General features: G+C 69.7%; 20 protein-coding genes. 18 read left to right on the forward strand and 2 right to left on the reverse strand.

The features are described 5' to 3' along the window. Positions 1 to 175: 175 nt before the first annotated feature. From ACFYRH_RS07760 to ACFYRH_RS07840, 17 genes are all read left to right on the forward strand, one after another. Positions 176 to 409: a hypothetical protein gene (locus tag ACFYRH_RS07760; RefSeq protein WP_387769794.1), complete on the forward strand. Its 234-nt coding sequence runs from the start codon at positions 176 to 178 to the stop codon at positions 407 to 409. Between the two features lie 158 nt (positions 410 to 567). Beyond that, the gene (locus ACFYRH_RS07765) at positions 568 to 1917 is read left to right on the forward strand and encodes an FGGY-family carbohydrate kinase (protein WP_387769797.1); all 1350 of its coding nucleotides are present in this window, start codon (positions 568 to 570) and stop codon (positions 1915 to 1917) included. Further along, entirely contained in the window at positions 1914 to 2543 is a 630-nt protein-coding gene (locus ACFYRH_RS07770) for a histidine phosphatase family protein (RefSeq protein ID WP_387769799.1), read from the forward strand. Before ACFYRH_RS07765 ends, ACFYRH_RS07770 begins: the two co-directional genes overlap by 4 nt. Continuing rightward, positions 2540 to 3340, forward strand: coding sequence for a DeoR/GlpR family DNA-binding transcription regulator (locus ACFYRH_RS07775; protein ID WP_387769802.1), 801 nt, complete (start codon positions 2540 to 2542; stop codon positions 3338 to 3340). Before ACFYRH_RS07770 ends, ACFYRH_RS07775 begins: the two co-directional genes overlap by 4 nt. A gap of 9 nt (positions 3341 to 3349) precedes the next feature. Beyond that, positions 3350 to 4810, forward strand: coding sequence for an FGGY family carbohydrate kinase (locus tag ACFYRH_RS07780; protein ID WP_387769805.1), 1461 nt, complete (start codon positions 3350 to 3352; stop codon positions 4808 to 4810). Further along, positions 4807 to 5826, forward strand: coding sequence for a 2-hydroxyacid dehydrogenase (locus tag ACFYRH_RS07785; RefSeq protein ID WP_387769808.1), 1020 nt, complete (start codon positions 4807 to 4809; stop codon positions 5824 to 5826). Before ACFYRH_RS07780 ends, ACFYRH_RS07785 begins: the two co-directional genes overlap by 4 nt. A 22-nt stretch (positions 5827 to 5848) precedes the next feature. After that, positions 5849 to 6544 carry an MgtC/SapB family protein gene (locus ACFYRH_RS07790; protein WP_387769811.1) on the forward strand — a complete coding sequence of 232 codons (696 nt, stop codon included), beginning with the start codon at positions 5849 to 5851 and terminating at the stop codon, positions 6542 to 6544. A 22-nt stretch (positions 6545 to 6566) separates the two neighbouring features. Next, positions 6567 to 6998, forward strand: coding sequence for a MarR family winged helix-turn-helix transcriptional regulator (locus tag ACFYRH_RS07795; RefSeq protein WP_387769814.1), 432 nt, complete (start codon positions 6567 to 6569; stop codon positions 6996 to 6998). Then, positions 6995 to 8380: an MFS transporter gene (locus ACFYRH_RS07800; RefSeq protein ID WP_387769817.1), complete on the forward strand. Its 1386-nt coding sequence runs from the start codon at positions 6995 to 6997 to the stop codon at positions 8378 to 8380. Before ACFYRH_RS07795 ends, ACFYRH_RS07800 begins: the two co-directional genes overlap by 4 nt. Before the next feature lie 41 nt (positions 8381 to 8421). Continuing rightward, positions 8422 to 9222 carry an inositol monophosphatase family protein gene (locus ACFYRH_RS07805; RefSeq protein WP_387769819.1) on the forward strand — a complete coding sequence of 267 codons (801 nt, stop codon included), beginning with the start codon at positions 8422 to 8424 and terminating at the stop codon, positions 9220 to 9222. Beyond that, complete coding sequence (locus ACFYRH_RS07810) at positions 9219 to 10169, forward strand: carbohydrate ABC transporter permease (protein ID WP_387769822.1); 951 nt, start codon at positions 9219 to 9221, stop codon at positions 10167 to 10169. Before ACFYRH_RS07805 ends, ACFYRH_RS07810 begins: the two co-directional genes overlap by 4 nt. After that, entirely contained in the window at positions 10166 to 10978 is an 813-nt protein-coding gene (locus ACFYRH_RS07815; RefSeq protein ID WP_387769825.1) for a carbohydrate ABC transporter permease, read from the forward strand. Before ACFYRH_RS07810 ends, ACFYRH_RS07815 begins: the two co-directional genes overlap by 4 nt. A 2-nt stretch (positions 10979 to 10980) precedes the next feature. Beyond that, the gene (locus ACFYRH_RS07820; protein WP_387769828.1) at positions 10981 to 12297 is read left to right on the forward strand and encodes an ABC transporter substrate-binding protein; all 1317 of its coding nucleotides are present in this window, start codon (positions 10981 to 10983) and stop codon (positions 12295 to 12297) included. Further along, positions 12294 to 12977: a glycerophosphodiester phosphodiesterase gene (locus ACFYRH_RS07825; RefSeq protein ID WP_387769831.1), complete on the forward strand. Its 684-nt coding sequence runs from the start codon at positions 12294 to 12296 to the stop codon at positions 12975 to 12977. The genes ACFYRH_RS07820 and ACFYRH_RS07825 overlap by 4 nt, the downstream gene beginning before the upstream one ends. 196 nt (positions 12978 to 13173) lie before the next feature. Then, positions 13174 to 14370 carry a Gfo/Idh/MocA family protein gene (locus ACFYRH_RS07830; RefSeq protein ID WP_387769834.1) on the forward strand — a complete coding sequence of 399 codons (1197 nt, stop codon included), beginning with the start codon at positions 13174 to 13176 and terminating at the stop codon, positions 14368 to 14370. A 57-nt stretch (positions 14371 to 14427) separates the two neighbouring features. Continuing rightward, a complete protein-coding gene (locus ACFYRH_RS07835; RefSeq protein ID WP_387769837.1) occupies positions 14428 to 14766 on the forward strand; it encodes a VOC family protein in 339 nt (112 codons plus the stop codon). A 62-nt stretch (positions 14767 to 14828) separates the two neighbouring features. Continuing rightward, positions 14829 to 16406 carry a phosphodiester glycosidase family protein gene (locus tag ACFYRH_RS07840; RefSeq protein WP_387769840.1) on the forward strand — a complete coding sequence of 526 codons (1578 nt, stop codon included), beginning with the start codon at positions 14829 to 14831 and terminating at the stop codon, positions 16404 to 16406. On the opposite strand, the gene ACFYRH_RS07845 is transcribed toward ACFYRH_RS07840, so the two are convergent. Both ACFYRH_RS07845 and ACFYRH_RS07850 read right to left on the reverse strand, forming a co-directional pair. Next, on the reverse strand, positions 16396 to 16809 hold the full coding sequence (locus ACFYRH_RS07845) for a hypothetical protein (protein ID WP_387769843.1): 414 nt from the start codon (positions 16807 to 16809) through the stop codon (positions 16396 to 16398). The two genes, ACFYRH_RS07840 and ACFYRH_RS07845, sit on opposite strands and share 11 nt — an antisense overlap. Then, entirely contained in the window at positions 16806 to 17501 is a 696-nt protein-coding gene (locus ACFYRH_RS07850; protein WP_387769845.1) for a GntR family transcriptional regulator, read from the reverse strand. Before ACFYRH_RS07850 ends, ACFYRH_RS07845 begins: the two co-directional genes overlap by 4 nt. 120 nt (positions 17502 to 17621) lie before the next feature. Here ACFYRH_RS07850 and ACFYRH_RS07855 point away from each other — a divergent pair, with 120 nt between their 5' ends. Beyond that, the gene (locus tag ACFYRH_RS07855; RefSeq protein WP_387769848.1) at positions 17622 to 20336 is read left to right on the forward strand and encodes a UxaA family hydrolase; all 2715 of its coding nucleotides are present in this window, start codon (positions 17622 to 17624) and stop codon (positions 20334 to 20336) included. Position 20337 lies beyond the last annotated feature (1 nt).

A 20337-nucleotide genomic window follows, 5' to 3' on the forward strand; every position in this document is an offset into this window, starting at 1 on the left:
GCAGTCCGGCAGGTGAGAGCACGGTTGCCGGGCGGTGGTTCCGGTGGTGGGATAGGTGGCCGTGTGCCGGCCGAAACTTTACGAAGATTTGTTCGTGACGTTCGGCGCGCCAGGTCGTTGATCTGTCAGGCAGTCGCGATCAGCGGATCGCTGGGGAATCCGAAGGGGCCCGCTCGTGCACAAGTTCAACCCGCCACCCGATTGGCCGGAGCCGCCCAGCGCGAGCTGGCGACCGCCGGTCGGCTGGACACCCGACCCGACCTGGCCCGCCGCACCGGCCGGCTGGGGTTTCTGGACCAACCGCAGCGGCCGTCGCAGTAGCGGCCCGATCGGGGCGTACGGCGCCGTCGACGCCGGCCGGCTCGAGCTGGCCACGATCGACCCGGCCGTGATCCTGATGCATTCCTGATCGACAGGCATTGCTGACCGACAGCGGTCTCCCGGCTCCCGCAGGTTCGTCCGCGCGGGAGCCGTTTTCTGTCCGGGTCCGGCCGGGGGCTGGCGCGTTCTTATCGTCTTCTGGTGTTATGTTATCAACGTCGATAACACTCACCTGGGAGGCGCCTCGTGGCCTGGATCGGTCTCGACCTCGGCACGCAAAGTGTGCGGGCCGTGCTGGCCGATGCCAAGGGGCGCGTTCTGGCCCGTGCAACGCGCCCGCTCGCGAGCCATCGGGACGGCGTACGGCATGAGCAGGATCCCCAGTCCTGGTTGACCGCCGTCGATGCGGTCCTGGCGGAGGTCGGCACGGCCGGGGTCGAGGGCATCGCGATCTGCTCCACCTCCGGCACCTTCCTGCTGACCGACCGCGCCGGACGTCCCGTCACCCCGGCGCTGATGTACGACGACGCGCGCGCGGCCGCCCGTCGCGGTCAGATCGTGGACGCGGATCCGGATCGCTGGGCGACGAGCATGCAACCCACCTGGGCGCTGCCGAAGATCCTCGATCTGGTCGCGGACGGTGACGACCTCGCGGATCGCCGGATCGCCCACAGCGCGGACTTCGTCGCCGCGCACCTGGCCGGCCGGCCGGTCGCGACCGACACGAGTCACGCGCTCAAGACCGGGTACGACCTGATCGCCGACGCCTGGCCGGCCGCGGCCTTCGACAAACTCGGCCTTCCGCTCACCCTGTTCCCCGACGTCGTCCGCCCCGGCACCGAGCTCGGCCGGACCCCCGAAGGCGTGCCCGTCTACGCCGGCATGACCGACGGCTGCGCCGCCCAGATCGCCGCCGGCGCCCTCGCGCCCGGCGCCTGGAACTCGGTTCTCGGCACGACCTTGGTCCTCAAGGGCGTCAGCGCCGACCTGATCACCGACCCGACCGGTGCCGTCTACAGCCACCGGCACCCCGACGGCGGCTGGCTTCCCGGCGGAGCGTCCAGCACCGGAGCCGGCGTACTGACCGAGCTTCTTCCCGGAGCCGACCTCGACGCCCTGGACCGGATCGCGCACCCGATCGACGCGGTCACGTACCCGATCGCCAAGACCGGCGAGCGGTTCCCCTTCGTCGCGCCGCAGGCCGAACGCTTCACCCTCGGCAGCACCCCCGACGACCTGCACACGTACGCCGCTGTTCTGCAGGGCGTCGCGTTCATCGAGCGACTCGCCTTCGAGCACCTCGAGACGCTCGGCGCCGACCCGGTGCGCTCGGTCTCGCTGACCGGCGGCGCCACCCGGAGCGGTTACTGGAACCAGTTGCGCGCCGACGTGCTCGGCGTACCCGTGGAACTTCCCGCGGTCCCGGACCCGGCGTACGGCATGGCTGTCCTGGCGGCCTCCGGTGGGCACGACCTGACCGGTACGGCGCGGCGGATGGTGCGCGTGGACCGGGTCCTCGAGCCGGGCGCACGGCCACTCGACGATCTGTACGGCGAATTCGTCGCCGAGCTCGACCGCAGGGGGTACCGCGCATGAGGACGACGATCGTCCTGGCCCGCCACGGCCGGACCGAATGGCACCACGGCAACCGGTACACCGGTTCGACGGACCTCCCGATCGACGAGGTCGGGGTCCGGCAGGCGCAGCAGCTCAAGGAGTGGGCGGCCGGCTACGCGCCGGACGTGCTCTGGGCGTCGCCGATGCTCCGGGCCCGCCAGACGATCACCCCGACGGCCGAAGCGCTCGGCCTGACACCGACGCTGGACGCGCGGCTCCGCGAGGTCGACTTCGGTTCGGCCGAGGGCAAGATGTTGTCCGAGTTGCCGCCGGCGGTCGGCAAGGCGTTCGAGCTCGACCCGGTGCGGAACCACTTCCCGGGTGGTGAGGACCCGGTCGCGGCGGCCGATCGGGTGCACGAGGTCTTCGGTGAGATCGGCAAGCAGTACCGGGGTCAGAAGGTGCTCGTCGTCGCTCACAACACACTGATCCGGCTGCTGGTGTGCAGGGTGCTCGGACTGCGGCTGAACGACTACCGCAGACTGCTACCTGCACTCGGTCCCGCGGCACTGGTGCGTTTCCGTTGGCAGGACGGCACAGTGGGTCTCGAGGCGTACAACGTTCCACCCCTGATTCCTGCACTGCGTTTGGAGACCCTGGCATGACATCGGATGTCGACGGCGACACCGCCGAACTGAGCCGCCCCGCGCGCCGGCAGGCCGAGATCGCGGCGTACGTCGTGAAGCACGGCTCGGTCTCGGCCAACGACCTGGTCGAGGCGTTCGGCGTGAGCGTGATGACCGTGCACCGCGACCTGGACGAGCTCGAGCGCCAAGGCGTGGTCCGCAAGTACCGCGGCGGCGTCAGCGCGCAGCCGACCAGCGTGTTCGAGAGCAACGTCGCGTACCGGCTGAACACCGCGCACGCGGAGAAGGCCGCGATCGCCCGGCACGCGCGGGCGATGATCGAGCCCGGGATGTCGGTGATGCTCGACGACTCGACCAGCGCGCTGGCCCTGGTCGACCTGTTCGAGGACATCACGCCGTTGACCGTGGCAACGAACTTCCTGCCGGCCGTCAACCGGCTGTCCCAGCTCCGGGACATCACGTTGCTGGCGCTCGGCGGGATCTACTCACCGACCCACGACTCGTTCGGCGGGATGCCGTGCGCGGAGGCCGTCGAGGCGCTGCACACCGACCTGCTGTTCTGCTCGGTGTCGGCGGTGTCGTCGACGCACGCGTTCCACCAGGAGGAGGAGATCGTCCTGGTGAAGCGGGCCATGCTGCGCTCGGCGAAGACCAAGGTGCTGCTCGTCGACCACGGCAAGCTGCAGCGCACCGCCCTGCACCGGCTGGCCCCGCTGACCGACTTCGACATCGTCGTCGTGGACGAGAAGACCCCCGAAGACCTGATCACCCCGCTGCGCGACCACGGCGCGACCGTGGAGGTCGCCAAAATCTAGGAGGGGCGTATGGATGTCGGCGTCGACGTCGGTACCACGGTGACCAAGGCGGTCGCTTTCGACGACGCAGGCCGTCCGGTGGCGGTGGCCTCCCGGCCGACCCGGCTGGTCCGGCCCGCGACCGGCCGGTTCGAGCACGAGACCGCGGAGATCGTTGCCTCGGTCAACGAGGTGGTGAAGGAGCTGGCCGGAACGGTGGGGGACCGTCCCGGCGTGCTGGCGATCACCGCCCAGGGCGACGGCCTGTGGCTCGTCGACGCCGACGGTACGCCGGCCCGCCCGGCGATCTCGTGGCTGGACGCGCGGAGCAGCGCGATCCTCGAGCGCTGGACCACGGACGGGACCGCGGAACACGTGTTCCGCCGTTCCGGGAACCGCATGTTCCCGGGCGCATCGGGACCGCTGCTGGCCGCCGTACTCGCGGAGGAACCCGACGTCATCGCCCGCGCCGGTACGGCGGCGTACTGCAAGGACGTCGTGATGCAGCAGCTCACCGGCGTCCGGGCGACCGATGTCTCGGACGCGTCGGCGCCGTTCCTCGACCCGCGCACGAACGCGTACGACGACGCAGCGCTGGCCGCGACGGGTCTCACCGAACTGCGGCATCTGCTCGCGCCGGTCGAGCCCGAAGGTCCCGTTGGCGAACTGCGAACCGATTCGACCGGCATGGCCCGCGGCACCAGGGTCTCCGCCGGTCCGTACGACCTGCCGGCCGCGGCGGCCGGTGCCGGTGTGACCGAGCCCGGCGATGCCCTACTGACCGTCGGTACGACGTTGGCCTGCCAGGTCGTCACCCGCGAGCTCCCGGTCGACGGCGAACCCGCCGGCCTCTTCCTCGGCACCTGGACTCCCGGCGTCTGGCTCCGCGCGATGCCGGCCATGGTCGGAACGGCGGCCCTCGACCGTGTGCTCGCCCTCGTCGGCGTCAGCACCGACCAGTTGCCCTCGCTCCTCGCGGACAGCCCGCCCGGCGCTTCGGGCGTCACCGTGCTGCCGTACCTGTCCGAAGCAGGCGAACGCGCACCGTTCGTCGACACCCGGGCCCGCGGCACGATCGACGGCATCTCGCTGTCCACCACAACCGCCGACCTGGTCCGCGCGACCTGCGAAGGCATCGCGTACGCCGCCCGGCACTGCCTGGACGCGGCGGGCTGGACCGGTCGCGTGACGGTGTGCGGCGGTGGCGCCCGGAGCAGCGAGTGGACCCAGATCCTCGCCGACGTACTGAACGCCCCGCTGCACACCGCCGAGGCCGAGCAGGTCGCGGCCCGCGGCGCGGTGATCTGCGCGCGCCGCGCGATCGACCCGGACAGCGCCGGCCCGGAGTGGCTCGCGGAGACCCGCCAGGTCGACCCGGATCCGGAGCGTGCCGCGTTCTACGACGAGGGCTATGCCCACTACCTGCGCCGCATCGACGCGGCCCGCCCGCGCTGGTCCGACCCAGCACCTACTTTCACGGGAGTTCGATGAGAACCGTCAAGACCCTGCTCGCCGGCGACCACTTCGTGCGCAACGATCTGCTGGCCGCGGCCCTGGGCACGATCCCGGACGTCGGGTTCGAGTTCCGCGAGGTGACGCTGCCCTGGCCGCTGACGCCGTACGGGCGGGTCGCCGAGGTGGACGAGGCCAGTGACGCCGAGGACCAGCTGATCGAGGCGCTGGCCGGGGTCGAGCTCGCGGTCACCCAGATGGGCCCGTTCACCGAGCGGGTCCTGGACGCGGCGCCCGATCTGCGCTTCCTGGTCGTCTGCCGCGGCGGTCCGGTGAACGTGAACGTCGCCGCGGCCGCCGAACGCGGGATCGCGGTCGCGTCGACCCCCGGCCGGAATGCGGTCGCCGCGGCGGAACACGCGGTCGCGCTGATGATGGGGGCCCTGCGCAACCTTCCGCGGCTGCAGAAGACCCTCGAGCAGGGCGAGTGGCGTTCCGATCTCTACGCGTACGACGAGTGCGGCGTCGAGCTGGACGGCTCGACGGTCGGCCTGATCGGGTACGGCGCGATCGGGCAGCGGGTCGCCCGCGTCCTGCTCGCCTTCGGTGCCCGCGTCCTGGTCGCCGACCCCTTCGTCGCGCAGGCCCCGGACGGGATCGAGCTGGTGGAGCTCGACGAACTGCTGCGGCGGTCGGACGTGGTGAGTCTGCACGCGCGGCTGACCGACCAGACCCGCGGAATGATCGGTGCCGAACAGATCGCGTCGATGCCGCGGGGCGCCGTACTGGTGAACACCGCGCGCGGTGGGTTGCTCGACTACGAGGCGACCGTGGATGCGCTGGAGTCCGGGCAGCTCGGGGCGGCGGCGTTCGACGTGTTCCCGGCCGAGCCGCTGCCGGCGGGTTCGCGGCTGCTGACCGCTCCGAACATCGTGATGACGCCGCACCTGGCCGGCGCCACCCGCCAGACCGCGCACCGGGCCGGCTCGATCGCCGCCGAGGCTGTCGCCGCGTTCCTCAACGGAAAGGACCCCGTGGGACTGGTGTCCGCGTAAAGCCGGGCACCGGATTCGAATCATGAAACTCCAAACGTCCAGTACCTGGACCGAACTCCTGCTCCTGCTGATCGCGTTCGTGCTCTCGATGCTGATCGGCATCGAGCGCCAGATGCGGCAGAAGAGCGCCGGCATGCGGACGCACACCCTGGTCGGCACCGGCGCGGCCCTGTTCACCTTGGTCTCCGGTTTCGGCTTCACCGCCGTGCTCGGGACCGAAGTCAACCTGGATCCGTCCCGGATCGCGGCCCAGATCGTCTCCGGCGTCGGTTTCCTCGGCGCCGGGGTGATCTTCATGCGTCGCGACGTCGTCCGCGGGCTCACCACGGCGGCGACGATCTGGATGACCGCCGCGATCGGGATGGCCTGCGGTGCCGGGATGCCGGTCCTCGCGGTCGCCGCGACCGTCCTGCACCTGGTCGCGGTCGGCCCGTTCGCCCGCCTGGCCCGCTTCCTGCCGTCCCCGGACCGCCGCCGCGTCGTGACGGTCCGGTACGACGACGGCGCCGGCGTACTCCGATCGATCCTGTCGACCGCGACGTCGATGGGCTTCGAGGCGTCGGTGCTCGGGACCGAGGTACACCGGGACGGGTCGCGGCCGCAGGTGCGGGCGTCGATGCGGTTCTCCGGCCGGCCGCCGCTGCAGAACCTGGTGCTCGCACTGGACGACCTGGACGGGGTCACCGGGGTGCGTCTGCGCAACGACGACGATGATTGAGATCATCAGCTAAGCTGATGGTATGCCTGCTTCGGATGCTGCCGCCCACGAGATCCGCACCAGCCTGTTCCGGCTGGTCCGCCGGCTGCGTCAGGAGCGTCCCGAGGGGGAGGTGAGCTACTCCCAGCTCAATGCGCTGGGCTGGCTGGAGCGCGAGGGTCCCAAGACGAACGCGGAACTGGCGGCCGCCGAGCGGGTCACGCCGCAGACCATGATGCGCGCTACGACCGAGCTCGTCACCTCTGGATTGATCAGCCGTGCTGACAATCCCACTGACCGGCGGCAGGTTCTACTCAAGATCACCGCCGCCGGCAGCACGCTAGTCCGCGAGGACCGCCGCCGCCGGGACACGTTCCTCGCCAAGGCGATGGACGCCACCCTCACCCCCACGGAGCAAGACCTCCTCCACCTGGCCAGCCGCCTCATGGACAAACTCTCCGAGGTGCCCCAATGACCAAGGTGGTCGAGGAGCAGGAGGTGCGGACCGGGACGCTCCCGGCCAGGTATGCGTCCTCGGTCGGCCTCGGCACGCTGCTGCAACCGCTGAACTCGTCGATGATCGCGGTCGCGCTGGTGGCGATCGGCGCGGACTTCCACGCCGGGACGGAGACGCAGTGGCTGGTCTCCGGGCTGTACCTCGCGACCGCGGTCTCGGCGCCGACCGCCGGGCGGCTGGCTGATCTTCTCGGGGCTCGGCGCGTGTTCCTGGCCGGGCTGGCGCTGGTCGCGGTGGTGTCCGCGCTCGCCCCACTGTCGCCGAGCCTCGGCTGGCTGATCGCCGCGCGCGTGCTGCTCGGCATCGGCACCGGCGCGCAGTTCCCGTCCGGCGTCGCGATGATCCGCCGCATCGCCGACCGCCGCAAGGCCTCCGCGGTCGGTGCCCTCGGCTTGCTGTCCGTCTTCGCGCAGACGTCGGCAGCGCTCGGCCCGAGCGTCGGTGGTTTCCTGGTCGGCGCGTTCGACTGGCAGGCGATCTTCCTCGTGAACCTCCCGGTCGCGGCCATCGCAGGCATCGCCGTACTGCGTCTCGTCCCCAAGGACCCGCCGCGGCCGGCGGACGACGACCGGAAGCTCTGGCGTGAGATCGACCTTCTCGGGCTGGTTCTCTTCACACTCGCGATGACCGCGTTGATGCTCGTGCTGCTCTCGCTCACCACCCGTCCGATGTGGTGGCTGCTCGCGGTGGCAGTCCCGTTGATCGCCGTCTTCATCGGCTGGGAGCGCCGCACTACCAGCCCGTTCGTAGATGTCCGGCTGCTCGCCCGCAGTGCACCGCTCTCCCTCGGCTACCTGCGCACAATGCTCACGTACGTCGCCTTCTACGCGATCTTCTACGGTCTCCCCGGCTGGCTCGAGCAGGCTCGCGGCCTCGACCCGACGCGGGTCGGCCTGATCGTGCTGCCGATCGCCACGCTGGGCGCGATCACCGTCGCGATCGCGACCCGGCTGGCCCGGCACCACGGTGACCGGCTGCTGCTGGTCATCGGTTCGGCCGGTCTGCTGGTCGGCGGCGCCGCCCTCGCGTTCGGAGTCCACTCCGGTACGCCGATCGTCGTGCTCGTGCTGATCAGTGCGATCCTTGGCGTACCCAACGGTTTCAACGGTCTCGGCAACCAGTTGGCCGTGTACCGCGCCGCGCCGCCCGAGGTCGCCGGCGCCGCGGCGGGCCTGTTCCGCACCTCGCAGTACGTCGGGGCGAACCTGGCGGCCGCGGCGATCGCGCTCGTGTTCGCCGGGCCCGCGACCGACGGCGGACTGCACCGGCTGGGGCTGCTCGTCGGCGGGATTGCAACGATTCTGCTTCTGGATGTGATCTTCGTGAGAAAATCACAGTGATTCTCTATACGTAACCATCGTTCGGTGATAATTTCACCGGCATGCCCGCAGCCTTGAACCCCGTTGACCTGCGTGAGCTGGCCGTTCGGCTGGCCACCGCGGCGGGTGCGGAGCTCCTGGCTCGTCAGCAGAGTCTGTCGATCGATGCCGCCGGTGTCGAAACCAAAAGTTCTGTCAGCGATCCGGTCAGCGCGGCCGATCGTGCCTCGGAGAAGCTGATCACCGACGGCATCAGCGCGGAACGCCCCGGCGACGGACTGCTCGGCGAGGAAGGTGCTTCCCGCCCCTCGACCACCGGCCTGACCTGGGTGATCGACCCTCTCGACGGGACGGTCAACTATCTGTACGGCCGCCTCGACTGGTGTGTCTCGATCGCCGTCGAGGACTCGAACGGGGCGTTTGCCGGTGTGGTCCACCAACCGCGCACCGGTACGACGTGGTCCGCCACCCGCGACGCCGGCGCCTACCGTGACGGTGAACGGTTGGGTCCGCGGTCACGGGATCGTGAGCTGGCGACGGCCCTCGTGAGCACGGGCTTCTCGTACCTTCCCGAGCGGCGGGCCGAGCAGGCGGAGTACCTCCGGCAACTTCTCCCGCTGGTCCGCGACATCCGCCGCGGTGGATCCGCCGCCCTCGACCTCTGCTCGGTCGCCGACGGTACGGCGGACGCGTACTACGAGCACGTCATCCAGCCGTGGGACGTCGCCGCCGGCGCCCTGATCGCCCGCGAATCCGGCGCGACCGTGGTCCGTGGACCCGGAACGGCTTTTCCACAAGGCATCCTGGCTGCCGCACCTTCGGTGGCAGCCCCGCTTCTCGAACTACTCAGGAGGTCGGTGTGACGGTAGTAGATCTGCCGGCCCGGACCCATCCGGACGCACGGCAAGTTGCTGAAGGCAACGACCAGCTGAAGCGCCGCAGACGCCGTGAGTACGGGCTCTTCGCGCTGCTGGTGGCGCCGAACCTGCTGGTGATCGCGGTCTTCGCGTACTGGCCGATCATCTACAACGCGTTCCTCAGTCTGACCGACTGGAACATGATCGCCGCGCGCCCGAAGTTCGTCGGGCTCGCGAACTACGGCCGTACCCTGACCGACCCGGCGTTCCACAAGACGCTGTGGATCACGGTCGTGTTCACCGGCCTGATCGTGATCGGCAGTCTGGTGATCGGGCTGGCGCTCGCGTTCCTGTTCAACCTGCCGCTGAAGGGCCGCGGCGCGGTCCGGACGATCGCGTTCGCGCCACACATCCTGTCCGGCGCGGCGGTCGCGACCATCTGGGCGTTCATCTTCGACCCCGGGTACGGCCTGATGCGGGCGCTGATCGAACCGTTCGGTGCCGAGCCACCGGACTGGATGAACAGCTCCGACTGGGCGCTGCCCGGCCTGGTCATCGTCTACCTGTGGAAGAACGTCGGCTTCGCCGCGCTGATCTACCTGGCCGGCCTGCAGGGCCTGCCGAAGGAGCTCGACGAGGCAGCGGCGATCGACGGCGCCTCGACCTGGACCCGGTTCCGGTCGATCAAGCTGCCGTTGCTCGCCCCGATCACCTTCTTCCTGCTGATCACCACCGTGATCGGCACGTTCCAGGCGTTCGACGTGATCGCGGTGATGACCGGTGGTGGCCCTGGTGATGCCACCACCACGCTGAGCTGGTCGATCTACAACGAAGGCTTCCAGGCGTTCAACGCGGGCCGCGCGGCGACGCTGTCGATCATCATGTTCGTCATCCTGCTGGTCGTCACCACGGTCCAGGCCCGGGTGATGGAGAGGCGGGTGCACTACCGATGAAGACACGCGCGATCCAGTACGTCGTACTGGTCGGTGTGGCGGCCGTGTTCCTCGGGCCGCTCTACTGGCTGCTGTCCACGGCGGTCAAGGAACCGAGCCAGATCTACCAGTGGCCGCCGGCGTGGTGGCCGCACCTGACCTGGGAGAACTTCAGCCTGGCCTGGAAGGCCGCGCCGTTCGACCGGTTCTTCCTGAACTCCACGATCATCACCGTGGCCGGGACCGCGCTGAAGGTGATCAACGCCGTGCTGACGGCGTACGCGTTCGCCTACCTGCGGTTCCCGTTCAAGAAGATCCTGTTCTTCCTGGTCCTCGGCGCGATGATGGTGCCCGGCCACGTGACGCTGCTGCCGAACTACCTGACGGTGGCGACGCTCGGCTGGATCAACACCTACGCCGGCCTGATCATCCCGGGCATCGGGTCCGCGTTCGCGACCTTCCTGATGCGGCAGCACTTCCTGACCCTGCCCACCGAGGTCACCGACGCGGCCGCGGTCGACGGCGCCGGACACCTGCGGACGTTGTGGCGGGTCGTGCTGCCGATGTCGCAGCCGATGCTGATCACCGTCGTCGTGATCACCGCGGTCGAGGAGTGGAACAACTTCGTCTGGCCGCTGATCGTCACCAACACCGCGTCGATGCGGACGCTGCCCGTCGGGCTGCTGATCCTCAAGGACGAGGAGGGCCTCGCGGCCTGGGGCACGATCATGGCCGGCACGCTGCTGGTGCTCGCGCCGATGCTGCTGATCTTCCTGATCGCCCAGCGCTACATCGTCGGTGGCATCACGGCCGGAGCTCTGAAGGGATGAGCATGCGACGTCGTACTTTCCTCGGAGTCACCGCAGGACTCTCGCTGGCCGGATGTGGCTACCGGTCCGTCGACGCGATCTATTCACAGCCGGCCGGATCCGTGCCGAAGCAGTACGCGAACCGCACCCGGGTGGTGCTGTGGTCGTCGTACGGCGGCGTGAACGGCAAGGCGGTCGGCAAACTCGTCGACAAGTTCAACGAATCGCAGGCCGACGTGTACGCCGAGGTGCAGTTCCAGGGCAGCTACGACGACGTGGCGCAGAAGGTCGCGGCCGCGCTGGTCGCGAAGCAGGCGCCGGATCTCGCCGTACTGTCCGATGTCACCTGGGAACGGTTCTTCCTGAACGACGCGCTCGAGCCGTTGAACGACCACTTCACCGACGGGTTCGGTCCTGGTGTCTACCAGGAGAAGCTGTTCGGCGAGTACGTCGTGAAGGGGAAGAGCTGGGCGGTCCCGTTCGCCCGCAGTACGCCGATCCTCTACTACAACCGCGACGCGTTCGCGAAGGCCGGGCTGCCGGACCGCGCGCCGCGGACCTGGAGCGAGCTGCGGTCGTGGGTGCCCGAACTGGCGAAGGTGCAGTCGGGCGGCCGGTCGATGCGGACGATCGCGTTCGCGAAGATCGACGGCGACTGGCAGTTCCAGGGGAACGTGTGGCAGTTCGGCGGCGCCTACTCCAAGGGGCTGGACGTCACGATCGACGAGGCCGGCGCGGTCGCGGCCGGCGAGTGGCAGCGGTCGATGGTGCACGACCTCGGGGCGGCGTACATGGCGAGCAGCCCGAGCACGGACTTCGCGAACGGGCTGGTCGGCGTGATCCAGGAGTCGACCGGTGGCATGAAGACCATCACCAGCAAGGCGAAGTTCAAGGTCGGCGCCGGGTTCATCCCGTCCGAGGTCGCGGCCGGGATCGCGACCGGCGGCGGTGGGATCGGAATGCTGCGGAACATCTCGGCCGAGCGCAAGCAGGCCGCGGCGAAGTTCCTGGCGTTCCTCGCGCTGCCGGAGAACTCGGCGTGGTGGACGACCCAGACCGGCTACCTTCCGGTGGTGAACAAGGCCCGCGAGGACGCCGAGCTGAAGAAGCTGATCGCCGAGCAGCCGAACTACGGTGTGGCGATCGCGCAACTTCAGAACGCGCGGCAACAAGACGCGATCCGGCTGTACGGGCGGAACGCGAACGTGCAGATCTACACCGGGCTGCAGCAGATCTACGCGGACAACGCCAAACCCCAGAAGGTGTTCGGCTCGGTCGCGAAGCGGCTCGAGGCGATCGGCGACGAGGTCAAACGGCTCTACGAGGAGAAGGTTCTGTGATCATCACCGGCCACCGGGGCGCACTCGGGACGGAACCGGAGAACACGCTGCGATCGTTCCGGCGGGCGGTCGCCGACGGCTGCGACGAGATCGAGCTCGACCTGCGGGTGACCGCGGACGGTGAGCTCGTGATCATGCACGACGCGGCCGTCGACCGGACGACGTCCGGGACCGGCGAGGTCGCGGCGCTGACGCTCGCCGAGATCCGGGCGCTCGACGCGGGCGACGGCGAGCAGGTGCCGACGTGGTCCGAGGTCGTCGCCGCGGTGGACATCCGGATCCAGGCGGAGGTGAAGGCGGAGGCCGCCGTACCGCTGCTCGCGCAGTCGCTGAAGTCCGACCCGGCCCTGGCCGCGCGGACCGTGGTGACCTCGTTCCACCCGGAGATCCTGGTCGCCGTCCGCGAGCTGTTCCCGGAGGTCGAGACCGGGCACATCTTCGGCCGTACGCCGGAGATCCCCGAGGTAATCGCCCGCACCCGCGCCGCCGGGGCGACCTGGTCGATGTGCGGTATCGCCGGCCTCACCGCCGCCGGCGTCGCGGAACTCCACGCCGCCGGCCTCAAGGTCACCGCCTGGCCAATCCCCGACGCCACCACCCTGGCCGAGGCCACCGCCCTAGGCGTTGACGGCATCACCACCGACAACCCCCACCTCCTCACCCCCCGACCCACCCCCTGACCCCTGCCCCGCACCCCCCGACTCGCCCCCCCGACTCGCCCCCGACCCGCCCCCTGATCCAGCGCACTTTGTGCACCAGTTCCGTGCCCGCGCCGCCCCGCCGTACGGAGCTGGTGCACGAAGTGACCTAGGGCACAGAAATCAACGTGCGAATATGTTCTTCCGTGGAACATAAATGTGTGATTGCCTATCTCGCATGGGAATCAGCATCGGTGTGGTCGGAGCCGGCCAGTTCGCCCCCTCCTTCCTGCGGCTGTGGTCCGCGCATCCTGACGTCTCCGAGGTCCGCCTGACCGACGTCATCCCGGAGCGGACCGCCGAGATGGCCGCCAAACAAGGCATCACGGTCACGCACGCGTCGTTCGAGGAGATGCTCGAGTCGGACGTCGACGCGGTCGCGATCTTCACCCAGCGCTGGCTGCACGGTGAGATGGCGATCAAGGCGCTCGAGGCCGGCAAGCACGTGTACTCGACGGTCCCGATGGCGATCGAGGCCGACCAGATCGCCCGGATCATCGAGCTGGTCAAGGAGACCGGGCTCACCTACATGATGGGCGAGACCAGCTTCTACTACCCGTCCTCGGTGTACTGCCGGCAGAAGCTCGCCGAGGGGTCCTTCGGCCGGGTGTTCTACTCCGAGGGCGACTACGTCCACGACATGGACCTCGGCTTCTACGCCGCGTACCAGTACTCCGGTGGCGAGGACTGGAAGAAGACCGCCTCGTTCCCGCCGCTGCTCTACCCGACGCATGCCGTCGGCAACGTTCTCTCGGTGACCGGCCAGCACGCCACCCACGTGTCGGCGATCGGCGTCAAGGACGACCGCGGCGACGGTGTCTTCGACAAGGACGTCAGTCAGTTCGACAACGACTTCTCGAACGCGACCGCGCTGTTCAAGCTGGCCGACGGCGGGATCATGCGGACCAACGAGATGCGCCGGGTCGGGTACCCGTCGCACATCCGGGAGTCCCGGCTGCGGGTCTTCGGTACCGAGGGCAGCTTCGAGCAGCTCGCGACGACGACCCTGTGGCAGAACAAGGAGGGCGTCGAGGACGTCAGCCACCTGATGGAGACCAAGCCGAGCGGCTCGCACGACGACGCCGACCTGGCGAACGTCGACCCGGCGCTGCGCGACGCGTTCCGGTCCGGTCTGTCGCCGGTCCACGACCGCTCGCGGCTCCCCAAGGAGTTCGCCGGTCTGCACAACGGCCACGAGGGCTCGCACCACTTCCTCGCCGACGACTTCGTCCGCGCGGTCGCCGACAAGACCCTCCCGCCGATCAACGCCTGGGTCTCGGCCCGCTACACGCTGCCCGGCATCTTCGCGCACCAGTCCGCGCTCCAGGGCGGCGTACAGCTGGAGATCCCGGACCACGGCGACGCCCCCGCCTGATCCCTCGCGAAGCGCGCGTAGGCCCAACGGCCGACGCGCGCTTCGCTACGATCTGGTATGGATCTGTTTGCTGGGGTTTCTGTCAGTGACTACGACGTCGCGGTCGAGTGGTACCAGAAGTTGTTGGGTGGGCCGCCGAGTTTTCTGCCGAACGACGTCGAGGCCGTCTGGGAGTTGGGGGAGCATCAGTTCCTGTACGTCGAGGTGGTGCCGGAGCATGCGGGACATGCGCAGCACACGTTGTTCGTGGAGGACTTCGACGGGGTCCTGAAAGGGATCGCCGAGCGCGGGCTCGAGCCGGTCGCGCGGGAGACGTACGAGAACGGCGTACGGCACGCGACGTTCTTCGACCCGGACGGGAACGAGGTCTCGTACGGCGGGGCGCCGTTGGAGTGATGTTCAGGTGCGCGACGCCCGCTCGGGTTGCGGCGTACCCGGCGGGACCGTAGGAACGTCCTATGACCCTGCGACGCCTGGGCCTGCCCGCCCTCTGTCTGTCCCTGACCCTTGGTGGCACCACCGCGATCGCCACCCCGCCGGCCGAACACCTCCCGCTCGGGCCGGCCGACCTCACCGAAACCCGCGACACCCGGATCCTGCAGCCCGGTGTCACGCTGACGACCATCGTCCGCGGCCGGAGCGACAGCTCCGCCGGCTGGACGGTCGAGATCTCGATCCCGTCGTCGTCGCCCGACCCGGATGCGCCGGCTGCCGCGCTGTCCGATCGGGTCGGTGCCGACAAGGCCGCCGCCAAGCTGAGCGCGGCCGGTCTGGAGCCGCGCGTCGAGGACGTGCCGACGCCGAAGCTCGCCGACGCCGGCGGGAACAGCCTCGGGTATCGCGTGCGCGTGGGGCTGTTCGCGACCAAGGCGGAGGCCGACGCGCTGCGGACCAAGGTGATCGCGGCCGGGCTGAACGGTTCGACCCTCTACACGGGCTGGGACGGCGAGCCCGACGACGTGACCGGTTCGACCGGACCGTGGCATGTGCAGGTGCTGACGATCGACCCGAAGACGTTCCGCGGCACGCTCGACGCGACGTACGGCTCCGACCTCGAGCAGCGCGAGACGACGAGCACGCTCGCGACCCTGACCGGTGCGACGGCCGCGATCAACGCCGGCTTCTTCGTGCTCGACCCGAAGGCCGGCGCGCCCGGTGATCCGGCAGGTGCCGGGGTGTACGACGGGCGTCTGGTCAGCGAGCCGACGAACGGCCGACCAGCGCTCGTCCTCGGTCCGCGCGGTACGTCGGTCGAGCGCTTCACCTGGCGCGGGACAGTCGGCAAGAACCTGCCACTCGACGGCCTGAACCGCGTACCCGGGCTGATCCGCAACTGCGGCGGTACGGCGGACGACCTGCCGACCGCGAAGCCGATGCACGACACCACCTGCACCGACCCCGACGAGCTGATCGCGTTCGACGCGTCGTACGGCGTCTCCACCCCGAGCGGCCCCGGCGCCGAGGTGATTGTCGACCGGCGTGGCGTTGTCACGGCGATCCGGACGACGCGCGGCGGCGCGATCCCCGAGGGCGGGCGGACCGTGCAGGCGACCGGGAACCTGGTCGCTCCGCTGCTCGCCGCGGCCAAGGTCGGCAAGCCGCTGCCGATCCGGTCGGCACTGCTCGACGACCACGGCCGCCCGGTCCCGCTGACCCGGCGTACGACGATCGTCAACGGCGGACCGGAGCTGGTCCGCGACGGCCGGATCTACGCGACCGCGGCGGCGGACGGGATGGTCCAGGCCACGCCCAGCTTCTACTACGGCTGGGTCCACAAGCGGAACCCGCGCACGATCGCCGGCGTCGACGACCACGGCCGCACCGTGCTGATCACCGCCGACGGCCGCACCGTGAACAGCCTGGGGCTGTCGATCTCCGAGGCCGCGGCGGTCGCCAAGTCCTTCCACCTCCGTGAAGCCATCAACCTGGACGGCGGCGGCTCCACCACGATGGTTGCCGACGGCAAGGTCCTCAACACGCCGTCCGACGCGGCCGGCGAACGCCCGGTCGGCGACGCCCTGGTGATCACGAAGTAGGGACCGCGATCTGGTCGAGGTCGCGCCACGGGAGCAGGCGCACCTCGACCACGGATCGGTCCTCCAGCTCGGCCCGCAGCAAGCGGTGGATGCCGTCGAGGATGGTGATGCGGTGGTCGGGGCGGGCGAGGGCGTCGAGCGGGAGGTTGAAGTCGGCGGCCAGGGTCCGCTCGTACTGCTCGCGATAGGTCACCGGGTCCGCCGCGACCTGGCGGGGCGTGACCTGGAACGGCTTCCCGGCGTACGCCCAGAACGGGAGCTCGAGGTGGTGCCTGAGGGCTTCGACAGGCATCGACACCACGGGCAGATCGAGCGCGTGGAGCAGGTCGAGGTCCCACTGGAAGTCGAGGATGTACGCCGACAGTTCCTCGGGCACCGCGAGTGGGAACGGGCGCCGGGTCATTCGTAGATTCGGCGCAGCCGTAGCGTCATCGAGTTCTCGATGTGGTGGGTCATGGCGGACTCGGCGGCGGCTGGGTTGCCTGACGTGATGGCGTCGACCAATGTGCGGTGCTCGGTGAGGACCTCGGGGCCGATGTCGCGGTCGTAGTGCAGGCGGAAGATATGCAGGTGGCAGTGCGTGCGTTCGAACGCGAGCCGGACCTGCTCGCTGCCGGACAGCGACGCGATCAGCGAGTGGAACCGGTTGTCGTGGGCGGTCAGTGACTTGTACCCGGCGTAGTCGATCGACGTCGGCTCGACGGCGTTCGCGAGCTCGGCGCGGAGCCGGGTCGCGCCCTCGGCGTCGATGTGTTCGGCGGCGCGCCGGGCGGCCCAGGGCTCGAGCAGCAGCCGGAAACGGTACAGGTCGTCGAACTCCGCCAATGTGAGCAGCGGCGTCGCGCGGTACCCCTTCAGCGGCTCCTTGACGGCGAGCCCCTCGGACTCCAGCCGCGCGAGCGCCTCCCGGACGGGCGTCGACGACACCTGGAACTCCCGCGCCAACCCGTCGATCGAGATCCGGGCGCCGGGGCGGATGACGTGGTCCATCAGCATCGTCTTGATGGCCTCGTACACGTCGTCGGCCAGCATCTGCCGGCGCAGCAACCGCCGGTCCACGGGCGCCATCGGCTCCTGCCCCGCCGTCTCAGCCATCACCTGTCTCCGGATCTGGTCGCGGTCTTGACCCCACCGCTCAGGTTTCGGCAGGGTAACACTGGTAATCATGCATCATGCACGATTCAACCCTGCGCTAGCTATGGGAAGGCACGAACGATGGTGAGGTTCGAACAGATCGGCGTCCTGCCCGAGCCGGGTGACAACATCGCGATCGCTTCCCGCCGGCTGGAAGCCGGGACCGAGGTCGAGCTCGGCGGTACGACGGTCACGCTGCCGCACACCGTGCTCGAGGGACACCGCTTCGTGGTCACGCCGGTCGCCACCGGTGCCGCCCTGACCTCGTGGAACACCGCGTTCGCCCGTGCCTCCCGCGACCTGGTCCCGGGCGACTACGTCTGTACGCCGACCAGCCTCGCCGCCGTCACCGCCCGCGGGGTGGAAGGCCTGCCCGCGGAGCCGAGTGCGACCAACGAACCACTCGATCCCTACGAGCTCGACGAGTCCGCGCTGACCTTCGGCGCCCAGGTGACGAGCGTCGAGCAGCCCGGGACGTTCCTCGGCTACCCCCGTGAGCAGGGTCCGGCGGGCACGCGGAATCACGTCGTACTGCTGGCGACCAGTTCGCGGAGCAGCGGGTTCGTCACCGAGCTGGCGCGGCGCTTCGACGGTGCGGCCGCGGGCGACGGCGTCGTGCCGGTGGCGCACACCGAGGGCGGCGAGGACGAAGTACCGAACAACCTGCACTTCCTGCTCGCGACGCTGGCCGGGTTCACCCTGAACCCGAACGTCGGCGCCGTGCTGATCGTCGACACCGAGGGCGACGTCGTCTCGGGTGCGGCGATCAAGGAGTTCATGGCCGAGCACGACTACCCGTCGCTCAAGGTGCCACACGCCTACTTCACCCGGAAACACGGTTTCGAGACCGACCTCACGACCGCCGGCGCGCTGATCGAGCCGTGGCTGCCGATCGTCGACGCACAGCAACGCGAAGAGGTCCCGCTCGCCGACCTGAAGATCGCCCTGCAGTGTGGCGGCTCGGACGCCTTCTCCGGGATCTCGGCGAACCCGCTCGCCGGTCAGGTCAGCGCCGAGATCATCCGCCACGGCGGTACGGCGGTGCTCGCGGAGACCGACGAACTGATCGGCGCCGAACCGTACGTCCTGAAGAACGTGCGCGACCTCGCGACCGCGAAACGCTTCCTCGCCACGATCAAGTCGTTCAAGGAACGCGTCGGCTGGCACGGCCACACCGCCGAGGGCAACCCGTCCGGCGGCAACGTGTACCGCGGCCTCTACAACATCGTGCTGAAGTCGATCGGCGCCGCTCGCAAGCTGCCCCGCGAGGTCCGCCTCGACCACGTGATCGACTACGGCGAACCGCTGCCCGGCGACGGCTACATCTTCATGGACAGCCCCGGCAACGACCTGGAGTCGGTGGCCGGCCAGATCGGCAGCGGCTGCAACCTGATCTTCTTCACCACCGGGAACGGCTCGATCACCAACTTCCCGTTCGTCCCGACGCTGAAGTTCGTCACGACGAGTGCGCGGTACGAGCGCCTGCAGGCCGAGATGGACGTCGACGCGGGCAAGTACCTGACCGGGATGTCGATGCCGGACCTGACCGCGGAGACCTTCGACCTCGTCGTCCGCGTCGCGTCCGGTGAGAAGAGCGCGGGGGAGCGGGCCGGCCACAGCCAGGTGTCGATCTGGCGGAACTGGAAGCAGACCGGCCCGGTCGAGGGCGTCTCGATCACCACCGACGGCCGGATGAGCCGCGAGCTCACCGACCTCCCGGCCGAGGACCGCGATGCACCGCTCGACGGTCGCCCGCACCGGGGCCTCACCTCCGACGGCCGCACGCTGACCGAACTCCTCCGGGCCGACGACCGGCTGGTCCCCGAGGCCGTCGGCCTGATCCTGCCGACCAGCCTCTGCTCGGGCCAGATCGCGCTGCGGATCGCGGCCCAGGCGGAGCTTGAGAAGTGGGCCGGCGACTCGGTCACCCGGATGGTCGCCCTCCCGCACACCGAGGGGTGCGGAAGCAGCGGCGGCGCCTCCGAGGAGACGTTCGCGCGGATCATGCTCGGCTACCTGCTGCACCCGAACACCCGAATGGCGCTCCTCCTCGAGCACGGTTGCGAGAAGACGCACAACGACTACTTCCGCTCGCGCCTGGTCGAGGCCGGCGCCGACCCGTCCCGCTTCGGCTGGGCGAGTATCCAGGCCGACGGTGGTCTGGACGCGGTCGGCGGCAAGGTCAAGGACTGGTTCAGCAGCTTCGACATCCCCGCCCCGGCCGACGAGAACGGCGACCTCGGCGCACTCACGATCGGTCTCGAAGCGCGCGGTCCGTTCCCGGACGCGACCGCCGAAGCGCTCGCGCTGATCGGCCGCGAGATCGTCGGCTCCGGCGGTTCCGTCGTCCTCTCGTCCCGCGGCGCACTGCTCGCGCACGAAGGCTTCCGTACGGCGGCCTTCGGGTCGGCCGACCCGGTGGGTCCGACGGTCGCGCACGGGCAGCGGCTCGCCGCACCGGGCTGGCACGTGATGCGGATGCCGGGCACGGACTGGATGGAGACCGCGACCGGGTTCGGCGCGACCGGCGTCCAGCAGATCCTCGCGCATGTCGCCGGTGGCACCTTGTCGGCGCAGCGGTTCGTCCCGGTCGTCGAATTCAGCAACGATCCCGAGACGGTGGCGACGTACGGCGACGACCTGGACGCGATGGCCACCGGTGACGCGGCCGAACAGGCCCGGATCGGGCTGGACACGATCGCTGCTGTCGCCGGCCGCCGGCTGGTTCCCAAAGCTGTTGCCTCCGGCAATGTCGGTTTCCAGATCACCCGTGGTCTGCTCGGTACGTCGATGTGAA

The sequence above is a fragment of the Kribbella sp. NPDC004875 genome (genome assembly GCF_042873375.1).
GTDB lineage: Bacteria > Actinomycetota > Actinomycetes > Propionibacteriales > Kribbellaceae > Kribbella.

Bases quoted from the DNA above. Each gene is read 5' to 3' on its own strand.
- ACFYRH_RS07840 (WP_387769840.1), top strand. From the start codon at position 14,829: ATGACCCTGCGACGCCTGGGCCTGCCCGCCCTCTGTCTGTCCCTGACC.
- ACFYRH_RS07845 (WP_387769843.1), bottom strand. From the start codon at position 16,809: ATGACCCGGCGCCCGTTCCCACTCGCGGTGCCCGAGGAACTGTCGGCG.
- ACFYRH_RS07790 (WP_387769811.1), top strand. From the start codon at position 5,849: ATGAAACTCCAAACGTCCAGTACCTGGACCGAACTCCTGCTCCTGCTG.
- ACFYRH_RS07785 (WP_387769808.1), top strand. From the start codon at position 4,807: ATGAGAACCGTCAAGACCCTGCTCGCCGGCGACCACTTCGTGCGCAAC.
- ACFYRH_RS07855 (WP_387769848.1), top strand. From the start codon at position 17,622: ATGGTGAGGTTCGAACAGATCGGCGTCCTGCCCGAGCCGGGTGACAAC.
- ACFYRH_RS07850 (WP_387769845.1), bottom strand. From the start codon at position 17,501: ATGGCTGAGACGGCGGGGCAGGAGCCGATGGCGCCCGTGGACCGGCGG.
- ACFYRH_RS07805 (WP_387769819.1), top strand. From the start codon at position 8,422: ATGCCCGCAGCCTTGAACCCCGTTGACCTGCGTGAGCTGGCCGTTCGG.
- ACFYRH_RS07770 (WP_387769799.1), top strand. From the start codon at position 1,914: ATGAGGACGACGATCGTCCTGGCCCGCCACGGCCGGACCGAATGGCAC.
- ACFYRH_RS07780 (WP_387769805.1), top strand. From the start codon at position 3,350: ATGGATGTCGGCGTCGACGTCGGTACCACGGTGACCAAGGCGGTCGCT.
- ACFYRH_RS07800 (WP_387769817.1), top strand. From the start codon at position 6,995: ATGACCAAGGTGGTCGAGGAGCAGGAGGTGCGGACCGGGACGCTCCCG.
- ACFYRH_RS07820 (WP_387769828.1), top strand. From the start codon at position 10,981: ATGCGACGTCGTACTTTCCTCGGAGTCACCGCAGGACTCTCGCTGGCC.
- ACFYRH_RS07815 (WP_387769825.1), top strand. From the start codon at position 10,166: ATGAAGACACGCGCGATCCAGTACGTCGTACTGGTCGGTGTGGCGGCC.
- ACFYRH_RS07830 (WP_387769834.1), top strand. From the start codon at position 13,174: ATGGGAATCAGCATCGGTGTGGTCGGAGCCGGCCAGTTCGCCCCCTCC.
- ACFYRH_RS07795 (WP_387769814.1), top strand. From the start codon at position 6,567: ATGCCTGCTTCGGATGCTGCCGCCCACGAGATCCGCACCAGCCTGTTC.
- ACFYRH_RS07775 (WP_387769802.1), top strand. From the start codon at position 2,540: ATGACATCGGATGTCGACGGCGACACCGCCGAACTGAGCCGCCCCGCG.
- ACFYRH_RS07835 (WP_387769837.1), top strand. From the start codon at position 14,428: ATGGATCTGTTTGCTGGGGTTTCTGTCAGTGACTACGACGTCGCGGTC.